Source organism: Cellulomonas sp. (assembly GCF_017744555.1).
Lineage (GTDB): Bacteria > Actinomycetota > Actinomycetes > Actinomycetales > Cellulomonadaceae > Cellulomonas.
Map to the genome: position 1 here is coordinate 1 of NZ_JAGIBD010000057.1, position 9,031 is coordinate 9,031.

Annotated in this window: 21 protein-coding genes; 17 read left to right on the plus strand and 4 right to left on the minus strand. The window is 74.3% G+C overall.

Features of this window, described 5'->3' with window-relative positions; translation table 11 throughout:
- The 4 genes from J7523_RS19410 to J7523_RS19425 form a co-directional block, all read right to left on the minus strand.
- Nucleotides 1-264, minus strand: a 264-nt coding sequence (locus tag J7523_RS19410; protein ID WP_291890307.1) for an endonuclease/exonuclease/phosphatase family protein, incomplete at its 3' end; no start/stop codon positions are given.
- Between the two features lie 3 nt (nt 265-267).
- Complete coding sequence (locus tag J7523_RS19415) at nt 268-1,677, minus strand: recombinase family protein (protein ID WP_291890309.1); 1,410 nt, start codon at nt 1,675-1,677, stop codon at nt 268-270.
- Entirely contained in the window at nt 1,674-2,078 is a 405-nt protein-coding gene (locus J7523_RS19420; protein WP_291890310.1) for an ImmA/IrrE family metallo-endopeptidase, read from the minus strand. The genes J7523_RS19415 and J7523_RS19420 overlap by 4 nt, the downstream gene beginning before the upstream one ends.
- Nucleotides 2,078-2,551, minus strand: coding sequence for a hypothetical protein (locus tag J7523_RS19425; RefSeq protein ID WP_291890311.1), 474 nt, complete (start codon nt 2,549-2,551; stop codon nt 2,078-2,080). The genes J7523_RS19420 and J7523_RS19425 overlap by 1 nt, the downstream gene beginning before the upstream one ends.
- Nucleotides 2,552-2,697: 146 nt before the next feature.
- Between J7523_RS19425 and J7523_RS19430 the strand changes: the two genes are divergently transcribed.
- The 17 genes from J7523_RS19430 to J7523_RS19510 form a co-directional block, all read left to right on the plus strand.
- On the plus strand, nt 2,698-2,943 hold the full coding sequence (locus J7523_RS19430) for a helix-turn-helix transcriptional regulator (RefSeq protein WP_291890313.1): 246 nt from the start codon (nt 2,698-2,700) through the stop codon (nt 2,941-2,943).
- Nucleotides 2,944-3,021: 78 nt separating this feature from the next.
- Entirely contained in the window at nt 3,022-3,162 is a 141-nt protein-coding gene (locus tag J7523_RS19435) for a hypothetical protein (RefSeq protein WP_291890314.1), read from the plus strand.
- The gene (locus J7523_RS19440) at nt 3,159-3,521 is read left to right on the plus strand and encodes a hypothetical protein (protein ID WP_291890315.1); all 363 of its coding nucleotides are present in this window, start codon (nt 3,159-3,161) and stop codon (nt 3,519-3,521) included. The genes J7523_RS19435 and J7523_RS19440 overlap by 4 nt, the downstream gene beginning before the upstream one ends.
- Nucleotides 3,518-3,871, plus strand: a complete 354-nt coding sequence (locus tag J7523_RS19445) for a hypothetical protein (protein ID WP_291890317.1) — start codon at nt 3,518-3,520, stop codon at nt 3,869-3,871. Before J7523_RS19440 ends, J7523_RS19445 begins: the two co-directional genes overlap by 4 nt.
- On the plus strand, nt 3,868-4,128 hold the full coding sequence (locus tag J7523_RS19450; RefSeq protein ID WP_291890319.1) for a hypothetical protein: 261 nt from the start codon (nt 3,868-3,870) through the stop codon (nt 4,126-4,128). Before J7523_RS19445 ends, J7523_RS19450 begins: the two co-directional genes overlap by 4 nt.
- The gene (locus J7523_RS19455) at nt 4,125-4,595 is read left to right on the plus strand and encodes a hypothetical protein (protein ID WP_291890321.1); all 471 of its coding nucleotides are present in this window, start codon (nt 4,125-4,127) and stop codon (nt 4,593-4,595) included. Before J7523_RS19450 ends, J7523_RS19455 begins: the two co-directional genes overlap by 4 nt.
- Nucleotides 4,595-4,927 (plus strand): hypothetical protein, encoded by a 333-nt coding sequence (locus J7523_RS19460; protein WP_291890323.1) that lies wholly within the window; start codon nt 4,595-4,597, stop codon nt 4,925-4,927. The genes J7523_RS19455 and J7523_RS19460 overlap by 1 nt, the downstream gene beginning before the upstream one ends.
- Nucleotides 4,924-5,262, plus strand: coding sequence for a hypothetical protein (locus J7523_RS19465; RefSeq protein ID WP_291890325.1), 339 nt, complete (start codon nt 4,924-4,926; stop codon nt 5,260-5,262). The genes J7523_RS19460 and J7523_RS19465 overlap by 4 nt, the downstream gene beginning before the upstream one ends.
- Nucleotides 5,259-5,564, plus strand: a complete 306-nt coding sequence (locus J7523_RS19470) for a WhiB family transcriptional regulator (protein WP_291890327.1) — start codon at nt 5,259-5,261, stop codon at nt 5,562-5,564. The genes J7523_RS19465 and J7523_RS19470 overlap by 4 nt, the downstream gene beginning before the upstream one ends.
- Nucleotides 5,561-6,094, plus strand: a complete 534-nt coding sequence (locus J7523_RS19475; protein ID WP_291890329.1) for a histone-like nucleoid-structuring protein Lsr2 — start codon at nt 5,561-5,563, stop codon at nt 6,092-6,094. The genes J7523_RS19470 and J7523_RS19475 overlap by 4 nt, the downstream gene beginning before the upstream one ends.
- A complete protein-coding gene (locus tag J7523_RS19480) occupies nt 6,091-6,345 on the plus strand; it encodes a hypothetical protein (RefSeq protein WP_291890331.1) in 255 nt (84 codons plus the stop codon). Before J7523_RS19475 ends, J7523_RS19480 begins: the two co-directional genes overlap by 4 nt.
- Nucleotides 6,346-6,398: 53 nt before the next feature.
- Complete coding sequence (locus tag J7523_RS19485; RefSeq protein ID WP_291890333.1) at nt 6,399-6,776, plus strand: hypothetical protein; 378 nt, start codon at nt 6,399-6,401, stop codon at nt 6,774-6,776.
- Nucleotides 6,776-6,931 (plus strand): hypothetical protein, encoded by a 156-nt coding sequence (locus tag J7523_RS19490; RefSeq protein ID WP_291890334.1) that lies wholly within the window; start codon nt 6,776-6,778, stop codon nt 6,929-6,931. The genes J7523_RS19485 and J7523_RS19490 overlap by 1 nt, the downstream gene beginning before the upstream one ends.
- Nucleotides 6,928-7,248: a hypothetical protein gene (locus J7523_RS19495; RefSeq protein ID WP_291890336.1), complete on the plus strand. Its 321-nt coding sequence runs from the start codon at nt 6,928-6,930 to the stop codon at nt 7,246-7,248. The genes J7523_RS19490 and J7523_RS19495 overlap by 4 nt, the downstream gene beginning before the upstream one ends.
- The gene (locus J7523_RS19500) at nt 7,248-7,550 is read left to right on the plus strand and encodes a hypothetical protein (RefSeq protein ID WP_291890337.1); all 303 of its coding nucleotides are present in this window, start codon (nt 7,248-7,250) and stop codon (nt 7,548-7,550) included. The genes J7523_RS19495 and J7523_RS19500 overlap by 1 nt, the downstream gene beginning before the upstream one ends.
- Nucleotides 7,543-8,406, plus strand: a complete 864-nt coding sequence (locus J7523_RS19505) for a hypothetical protein (RefSeq protein WP_291890339.1) — start codon at nt 7,543-7,545, stop codon at nt 8,404-8,406. Before J7523_RS19500 ends, J7523_RS19505 begins: the two co-directional genes overlap by 8 nt.
- A gap of 26 nt (nt 8,407-8,432) precedes the next feature.
- The coding region (locus tag J7523_RS19510) for a hypothetical protein (RefSeq protein ID WP_291890340.1) at nt 8,433-9,031 on the plus strand (599 nt) is incomplete at its 3' end.

Sequence of the window (9,031 nt, forward strand, 5' to 3'; positions counted from 1 at the left end):
GGTGACACCCGTGCCGAGCCCGATCCGCACCGCGCTCATGGGCAGCCGCGTCGCGATCGCGACGCCCGCCCGTCCCTTGGCGTGGCCGGCCTCGTGCGCGAGGTGCCACTCGTCGGGCGAGAGGTGGTCGGCGAGGATCTCGTCGCTGCCACGCACCTCCTGCAGCAGCAGGACGTCCGGCTTGCGGACGTCGAGCCATTCCCCCATGCCCCGCCGGAACGCGGCGCGGATCCCGTTGACGTTGACCGTCGCGACGGTGAGCAAAGATCACTCCTCCCAGGTACCGCGGGCGACCACGTCGCAGCCACCCGCAGGGTTCTTCGTCACCCAGACGGTGACCAGCTCGCGCAGGATCGCAGACACCCGCGCGGACGGCAGACGGTCCCAGCCCTCGAGCAGGGCCGAGGCCGCGGCCTCCGCGCCGTCGACGACCTTGGCCGTCTCGGCGAGGTCGTCGAGCGTCGCGCGGGCGCGCGTCTGCTCGGCGACCAGCTCGTCGCGCGCCGCCGTGTACGAGTCCTCGGGGACGAGCCCCCGCGCGTGCGCCAACGTCAGCCGCGTGAGCGCCGCGCTCGCGTCTGCCGACACGACCTCGGCCCGCCGGCGTGCCGCGGTGACATCCGGAGTGCGCGCGGTGCGCACGGCCTCGGCCGCGACCTGGTCGGCAACCGTCGGGAGCCACGCGAGCACGACGTCCTCGACGCGGCTCGCCATGACCGAGACGCGCGCGCTGCACTCCAGCGTGGAGCACCGCATGCGGTCCGATCCGCGCTGCCGACGCTGCAGCGCCAGGCGGGAGCCGCACGCGGTGCACCGCGCCACCCCGGACAACGGCGAGACCGCGATGCCGCGCAGCCGCGGTGGGACGGTGGCGCGTCGGGACCGCTCACGTAGGTAGCGGCGCCATGTGGTCTCATCGATCACGGCGTCGTGGGCGCCGGCGACGTGCTCGCCATGGACCTGCAGCAGCCCTGCGCCGAAGCCGCTGTCAAGGAGCGTCGCGATGCCGCGGTGGGTGTAGGGCTTGCCGGAGTAGGGAGAGACCTGGCCCACTTCGCGCAGGTGGCGCGTGAGCGCGACGAGGCCGTCGCCGTCGAGGTACCGCCGGTACAGGTCGACCAGCACGGGCGCCGTGTCGGGGTCGGGGACGAACTGCCCGTCGACGACCTGGTAGCCGAACCGTGCACGTCCGTTGACGGGCAGACCCGCGTCGATGCGGCGCGCGTGGACGTCCTTCCACTGCTCGCCGATCCGCTCGGACTCGAAGGCTGCGAGCTCGGTCATGACCCCGCGGGCGAAGCGGCCTGCTGCGGTGACGTCGTTGGGCTCCGTGGCGGACTCGATTCGGCCACCCGCGACGTCGGCGCGGTCGACGGCCAACGCCCAGTCTTTGCGCGAGCGCGAGAGACGAGACCAGCGCCAGAGCACGACGACGTCGGCGTCGTGCTGCTCCAGCATCGTCAGGGCTCGCTGGACGGCGGGACGCTTCCAGGTGCGGCCGGAGATGCCGGGGTCGGCGAGCACGTCGACGACAACGTAGCCGTGCCGCGCGCAGTGCTCGCGGCCGGCGCGCTCCTGCAGCTCGAGGCTGATGGACTCCTCGCGGTGGGTGGACTGGCGCAGGTACAGCACCGCGCGCGGCGGTGTCTCGGGGACGGCCGCGAGACGGCGGGTCACGCCGACCGCCGCTGCGCGGGGACGGTGGCGAGCCGGGTCGCGCGCCAGGCGTCGACGACGTAGCGAGCGACGTTGAGCTCGCGTGCGATCGCGCCGGGGTGGGGGCCGACGAGGCGTTCGGCGAGCGCGTACTCGGCGGGGCTGATGAGCAGCTCGGCGGCGTAGGCGTCGGCGCGGCGTTCGCGGGTGTCGAGCAGCGCGGGGTCGTCCGTCCAGGTGTCGCCGTGGTGGTGGTGCCCCAGCTCGTGGGCGAGCGTGGAGCGCTGCAGCACACCGGACATGCGCGGGTTGAGCGTGATGAGGCGGGGGCCGTGGCGGTACTCGCCGCGGCGGCGGCCGAGGTCGCGCCACGTCACGTGCACCCCGACGTCGTCAGCGAGCTGCAGCAGGTCGTCCATCATCAGTCGCGCTCGCGCTCCTCGTCCTCGTGTTCCCAGTCGGCCGCATCGTCCGCGGCGTCGGCGATCGTCTCGTGGAGGTCTGACACGACCGCCTCGGGGACGACGCGCGGCACGAACCGCGCCGGCGGGGCAGGCGGGAGCCCCGCCTCGTCGCGGTCGGCCGCGTCGACGGCGTCGCGCTCGCGCGCGCGCTCGAGGAGCTCCTCGAGCAGGACCCGGTCCGGCGCGCTCTCGACAGAGGTCGCCTGCGTCGCCTCGTCGACTTCCGAGGTGGCGAGGAGTCCGAGCTCGACCAGAGCCTCGACGGGCGGCGCGCCGATCGCCCGCGCGGCTCGCAGCACCTCGTCGGCGTCGAGACCCTCGCGCAGGCGCCGCGAGAGGGTCGCGATGGACACGCCGCAGACGAGGGCGGCCTCCTCGCGGGTCAGCCCCGGGCGGTAGCGACGCAGGTACGACATCAGATCAGTAGGCACGAGCCCGATCGTAGGATCAAATCTGATCCGTTGTCTAGACGTCAAGGGCGCTGACCTGCGCGTAGGCACCCGCCAGACCGCTCCGTGAGTGTCATTTTCGACATCTAGCGGTTGCTCTTCTATCAACTTTGATACATGCTCACCTCATGACCGCTCTCCCGCCCGCAACGCTGCGTCTCAGGACTGACGTCCTCAGGGCCGCGATGGCCTCGCACGGCGTACGGACCCAGGAGCAGCTGGCCCAGGAGATCGGGGTCGGCCGCGCCACCGTCGTCCGCGGCTTCTCTGGCCGGAAAGCCCCCGGCGATGCGCTCATCGCGGGCCTGCGCCTGCGTCTCGGCCTCTCCCTCGACGACTTCGTCGAAGTCGTGCCGGCCCGCAGCAAGCCCTGACAGCACGACGAAGGCCGGCCCCGCGCCAACGAGAACCGGCCGACGTCGATCGACACACGATCGAGAAGGAGTCTACCGATGGACACCCCACGCCCCACCCGTGACGAGGCGATCCGACGAGCCGGCGAACTGCTCGCCGCCGCACTTGCCGAGGCAGCCGCGAACGATGCGACGTCCACCCCGGCGCCGCTCACACCCGAGACGGCGGACGTCGCATGAGCACCGTCGTCACCATCCAGCCCGGACAGCCCGGCATGGGTCTCGACTACGACGTCCGGGAGCCGCTGCCGTACCCGTTCCACGTCGACGTGGCGACGGGCGACTGCACCCGGGGCCGCGGCACGGCCGAGGCGGGCGACGACCCGACCGGCACCACGCCCTGGCGCCTGCTCGGCTTCCAGCGCGGCGACGTCCAGGAGCTCGTGCTCACGCTGCGCGACTTCGCCGCCGACCCGCAGTCCGCCGTCGGGCTCGTGCCGGTCTTCCTCAACTGGCGCGGCGGGGTCTTCTCCCTCGCCGTCCCGATCACCAACGTGACCGTGCACGGGACCACCGACCACGCGGCGGTGACCGCATGAGCACCGCCACCACCCTCGCCGCGCCCACCCCGGACGCCGTCGTCGCGATGGCCGAGGAGCGCCTGACCCGCATGGTCGCGCGCCTCGACCCGCACGACAGCGTGCTGCGCGTCATGGCGGTGTACGAGCGCATGCACGCCGAGGCCGTGACCGTCGAGCGCTCCCGCGCAGCGCGCGACGCCGCGGTCGACGTCGCCTCGGCCGACGGCGACCTGCTGGCGATGGTCGACGCGACGATCGAGTCGCGCCCCACGACGGCGACCACGCCGAGCGTCGAGCACCTCGCCCACCCGGTCCTCCTCGCGAACGCGCGCACCGAGCTCGCCCGCCGCGCGGGCGGTGCGCGATGAACCGCGCCCTGTCCGACGTGCTCGAGGCGACCGCGCGCGCCCTCGACGGCACCGAGACCCTGACGACGCTCGGCGGCGTCGTCGAGGTCGCCGAGTTCGTCGACGTGCTCGAGCACGCCGCGGCGATCGCCGCCGAGGTCGAGCACGAGGCCAACCGGGCCGCGAACCTCGCGCAGACGTCGACGACGCCCGCGTACCCGCCGCTCGTCGCGCTCCTCGCCCGCGCGCTCGTCGTCGACGACGGGGAGCAGCGGTGAACCTCGACCTCATCCTCGCGCGGAGCCTCAAGGAGCCGACCTGGTCCGCCGAGCGCGACGCCGCCTACGCCCGCGCATGCGGCGTCGGTCTCGCGCTGGTCGCTCACGTGGTCGTGGCCGTCGGCGCGCTCGCCGGCGCGGGCGCGGCGCGCGCTCTCGACGCGGACCCGACCGCACGCAGCCAGGAGCAGACGTGGACGAGCACACCCACCCCGACGTCCACGCCTGCCGGCACCCCGACTGCATCGCCTGGGTCGCCGACCGCGCAGCCGTCGACCTCGACGCCCGCGAACACGCCCCCGACGGCTACGCCGACGACCGGGTCGGGCCCGACGGCGCAGGTCGAGCGCGCTGAGGGCATCGACCCGTGGTGGCTGGTCGTCGCCGCGATCGCCGGTACCGGCGTCGGCGTGCAGCTGCACCGCCTCGTCCGCGACGAGCGTGCACGCCGGGACGGTGGTCGGTGATGGGCCGCACGACACGTCAGGCCGACGGGGACCTCCTCATGAAGCTGACGCCCGAGGAGCGCGCGATGTACGACGCACCCCGCGGCGCGCAGCCGGCGCCCGGGTCCACGGTCACGCTGTGGCGGCTGCCCGGGAGGTGGCACGTCTCCTCGGAGGGCCCCGAGGTCGGCACGTGGTGGCTGCGCCCGATGGACGCGTCCGCCGCCGAGTTCGGTGCGCTGCTGACCGAGAAGCCCGACCGCGGACTGCCCGTCGTCGTGCGAACGCACAAGGGCTGGGTCGCGGTGCGGTCCAAGGACGTGCGCCCGGCTGCGCTCGGGGGTGCCCGGTGAGCGCGGCGACGCACACGTTGCGCCTCGACGTCGTCACCGCACCGCGGCGGCAGCACGAAGTGACCCCGTCGTGCTCGTGCGGGTGGGTCGGTGGCACCCACATGAGCGCGGAGCTCGTGGTCGCGCGACGCACCGCGACCGTCGAGCACACGCAGCACGTGCAGGCGATCGCGCGCCCGCGGGTGCCCGTGCGCAAGCTCGACGACGGCACGCTGCGCGCCGACTGCCGGCACTGCCCGTGGACGTACGACGCGCCGTTGCGCGTCATCGCCGACGAGCAGGCCCGGTACCACCGCGTGCAGCACCAGCGCGGGGACCTGGCGGTGACCCGATGAGCACGGTGCTCGTCGCGTTCCCCGAGCTCGACGGCACCCAGGCGTGCCGCGACTCCGACCCCGAGCTGTTCTTCCCCAACCCGTCCGACGCCGCCGGGCTGGCGAAGGCGAAGGCGGTGTGCGCGACGTGCCCGCTGCTGCGGCCGTGCGCGGCGTACGCCCTCACGCACGCCGTCGCCGGCGTGTGGGGCGGGACCAGCGAGTCCGACCGGCAGCGGCTGCAGCGCCGCCACGGCATGCCGCAGCGCGTCGTGTGGTCCAGCCCGTCCGCATCGACCCGACAGGAGGAAGCAACCTCATGAGCACCACCAGCCCCGACCTGGACGCGGTCCTCGACGACGTCGTCGACCGCCTCGACCAGCCCTCCACGGCGCGTCCGGCCCCGCGGCCGGCCCCCGCGGTCGAGCCCGCGACCGACGACACCGTGCGGCTCCTGGCCCGCGCCGAGAAGTCCACGAAGGCTCGCACCCGCGCCCTCGGCAAGCGCATCGGTGCGGACCTGGTGCGGCTGCGCGAGGTCGTCGACCACGAGGCCGAGGACCGGAAGGCCGCCGCGGCGGAGGCCGCGCGCCGAGCGAAGGAGAAGGCGCAGCGCGCCGCCGAGCAGCAGCGCATCCGCGCACGCCTGGCCGAGCTCGAGCGGGAGGCCGCGAAGCTGCGCGCCGGGCTCGCGAAATCCGCCGCGGTGCCGCCCGGTGCGGCGGCGCTCGGCCTGGACCCGAAGGCGGTGCGCCGCTGGGCCGTCGAGCACGGCGTGGAGTGCACGACGACGGGCCGTGTCCCGAAGGCCGTCGTGCAGGCGTACCTGGCGGCCCACGGCGGTGCCCGATGAGCGCCCGCAGCCGGCAGACCCGGGCCGAGGCGGTCGTCGAGGACTGCGAGTGGATGGCCCGGTGGGGCGAGTCCCTCACCGGCGCCGCACGCCGCCTCGGCTACCGCGACCGCAAGGTCCTGGACCGGACCCTGCAGCGCGCCGGCCGCTACGACCTGATCGCCGCGCTCAAGGCCGTCGAGACCGACGACCTGCGCGCCGGGCACAACGCCGACCGCCGCGGCCGCAGGAGCCACGGGCTCGCGGCCTGACGAGTGACACCCCCTCCCGCAGCATCCGACCACCCAGCAGAAGGAGCACGACCGTGCCCGACATCCCCGACGTCGCCCTGACCGACGACGACCTGTTCGAGCTCGACCAGCTCGCCCTCGAGCTGACCAAGCGCAAGGAGACGATCGCCGCCGAGACCGAACGGGCCAAGGAGATCGAGGCGATCCTGCGCCGCAGGCTCCCCGCGGGCGCGACGACGCCGCTCGGTGCGACGCGCGTCACCGTGAAGCGCGGCGCGCGGCGCCTGAACGCGACCAGGTTCGTCGCGGCGTTCCCGACCGAGACGTGGCCGGGCCTGTACCGGACCGAGGTGAAGCCTGACACGGCCGCGATCAAGGAGCAGGTCGCGCCGGCCGTGCTCGACGCGGCGTCCGTGTACGACGAGGGCACGCCCGTCGTGGAGGTGCGGTGATGGACGCCCTGCAGCACGCGCGCTCCGTCGCAGAGCACGCGGTGGCCGCCGGCGTCGCGCCGGAGACGCGGGCACGTCTCCTCGCGGAGGTCCAGGCGTGGGCGACGCTCGCGCTCGCCGAGGCCGTGCGCGAGCTCGACGGGCGCCTGCCGTGAACGGGCTCCTGGTCGCCGCGCACCTGCACGTGCGCACGGGCGACATCGCCGCGGAGCCCGGCGAGCGCGGCATCGTCGCGACGTACATCGTCGAGGACGAGGCCACCGACACGCCCACCGTGCGCTGGGACGTCACGACGAACCTCGGGGTCGGCCCCGACTCGCGCTCGGCCGTCCGTCAGCTCGGCACGATGCTGCACTCCCTGGCGCACACGCTGCTGGCCGAGGGCGGCGCCCTGCTCGACCTCACGCCGCCCGCAGACGAGGCGGACCCGGACCGCGAGCACGACGAGCGCGCAGCGAACGGCGGTGCGTGATGAGCACCCCCACCATCGACGTGCCCGTCTACCTGCAGGTCGAGCCGCGCGACCGCGCGTGGTCGCCCGAGGGGCGCGGCACCGGCCCCGCGCGGGCCGCCGCCGTCGTCGGCACGACGACGAAGCGCCCACGCGCGCCGCGGCCCGTTGTCGTGGTCGTGAAGGTCACCCTGCGGATCCCCGCGGCTGCGTTCGACCCGCTCCGGCCTGAGGCCGTCGTCGTCATCCCCGCCGACCTGACCGACCCGCACCCGGTCGTCGTCGACGCCGACGATGCCACCGACGGAGGCGACCGTGGCTGACGACCTGGATCCCAAGTACGACTTCCGCACCCTGCCGCCACGGCACCAGCCGTACGCCGGCGGCGACCCCGCCGCCGCGCTGCGCGAGGTCCGCAGCATGGTCGAGCACGCGATCACCCACCAGCCGCGGTCCCTGCAGAAGCGCATCGGCCCCTCGGAGATCGGCACCCCCTGCGACCACTGCCTAGCCGCGAAGCTCGCCGGGTGGGCCCGCACCGACGACGGCGTGCCGTGGCTGCCGTACATCGGCACGTGCGTGCACGACGGCCTCTCGCAGATCGTCATGGCCCACGAGGGAGACCGCAACGCGGCGCACACCACCGGGCTGCGGTGGCTGTCCGAGCACCGCGTCACCGTCGGGCGCATCGGCGGCACCGCGATCACCGGGTCCTGCGACCTGTTCGACACCGTCACCGGCACCGTCATCGACTTCAAGGTCGTCGGCGTCACCACCCTGCGCACCGCCAAGCGCAGCGGCCCGTCCCCGGTCTACCGCACCCAGGTCAACCTGTACGGCCTCGGGTTCGTCAACGCCGGCCAGCAGGTCGACCACGTCGCCATCGCCTACCTGCCGCGCAACGCCGTCAGCCTCGACGACGCCGTGTGGTGGACCGCCCCGTTCGACCCCGCACTCGCGCACCAGGCCCTCACCCGCGCGAACCGGCTCCACGCGAACCTCACCGCGCTGTCCGCTCTCGGCGAGGCGGCCGTGCGCGCGTGGATCAGCAGCCTGCCGCGACACCCCGACTGCCACGACTGCGGCAGGTACCCCGACCGTCCCGCCGGGCACACCGCCCCCGGGCACCACCCGCCGGGCCGCGAGCTCGACGGCCTCATCCCCAGCACCGCCGCCTGACGGCACCCACCAAGGAGACGCAGAAGATGACCACGACGCCGAACGCCAACGACATCCTCATGGGCGGTGGCGGCGCCCCCACCGCCAAGTTCCTCCACCCCGGCGACACCCTCGTCGGCCGCGTCGCAGCCCCGCCCCAGGCCTACCAGGAGCGCGAGTACGTCAAGGACAAGCCCGGCGGCGGCGACCCCAAGACCTACCCCTCGGGCGACCCGATCATGGCCGTGTACGTCGACCTCGCCACCGACCTGCGCGACCCGTCCATCGAGGACGACGACGGCACCCGCCGGTTCTACATCGAGGGCCGCTACCTCAAGGCCGACGTCCGCGACGCGATCCGCGCAGCCGGCGCGCCCGGCCTCGAGGTGGGCGGCACCCTCACGGTGACCTTCACGCACCGCGAGGACCCCGACGACAAGCGGTCGCGCAAGTTCTGGCGGATCACCTACTCCCCCGCCGGCAACGCCGCGCTCATGGCCGCCGACACGCCGCCCTCGCAGGCCGCGCCGCAGCAGGTCGCGCAGCCGGCGCCCGTCCAGCAGGCCGCGCCCGTCCAGCCAGCCGCGCCGGCCGTCGCGCCCCCGCCGTCCGCGCCGGCGGCGACGCCCGTCGCTCAGGCGAAGTC

Coding starts and splice junctions, on each gene's coding strand:
- J7523_RS19460 (WP_291890323.1), top strand. CDS start 4,595: ATGGGCCGCACGACACGTCAGGCCGACGGGGACCTCCTCATGAAGCTG.
- J7523_RS19450 (WP_291890319.1), top strand. CDS start 3,868: ATGAACCGCGCCCTGTCCGACGTGCTCGAGGCGACCGCGCGCGCCCTC.
- J7523_RS19435 (WP_291890314.1), top strand. CDS start 3,022: ATGGACACCCCACGCCCCACCCGTGACGAGGCGATCCGACGAGCCGGC.
- J7523_RS19480 (WP_291890331.1), top strand. CDS start 6,091: ATGAGCGCCCGCAGCCGGCAGACCCGGGCCGAGGCGGTCGTCGAGGAC.
- J7523_RS19430 (WP_291890313.1), top strand. CDS start 2,698: ATGACCGCTCTCCCGCCCGCAACGCTGCGTCTCAGGACTGACGTCCTC.
- J7523_RS19475 (WP_291890329.1), top strand. CDS start 5,561: ATGAGCACCACCAGCCCCGACCTGGACGCGGTCCTCGACGACGTCGTC.
- J7523_RS19420 (WP_291890310.1), bottom strand. CDS start 2,078: ATGATGGACGACCTGCTGCAGCTCGCTGACGACGTCGGGGTGCACGTG.
- J7523_RS19440 (WP_291890315.1), top strand. CDS start 3,159: ATGAGCACCGTCGTCACCATCCAGCCCGGACAGCCCGGCATGGGTCTC.
- J7523_RS19500 (WP_291890337.1), top strand. CDS start 7,248: ATGAGCACCCCCACCATCGACGTGCCCGTCTACCTGCAGGTCGAGCCG.
- J7523_RS19490 (WP_291890334.1), top strand. CDS start 6,776: ATGGACGCCCTGCAGCACGCGCGCTCCGTCGCAGAGCACGCGGTGGCC.
- J7523_RS19445 (WP_291890317.1), top strand. CDS start 3,518: ATGAGCACCGCCACCACCCTCGCCGCGCCCACCCCGGACGCCGTCGTC.
- J7523_RS19470 (WP_291890327.1), top strand. CDS start 5,259: ATGAGCACGGTGCTCGTCGCGTTCCCCGAGCTCGACGGCACCCAGGCG.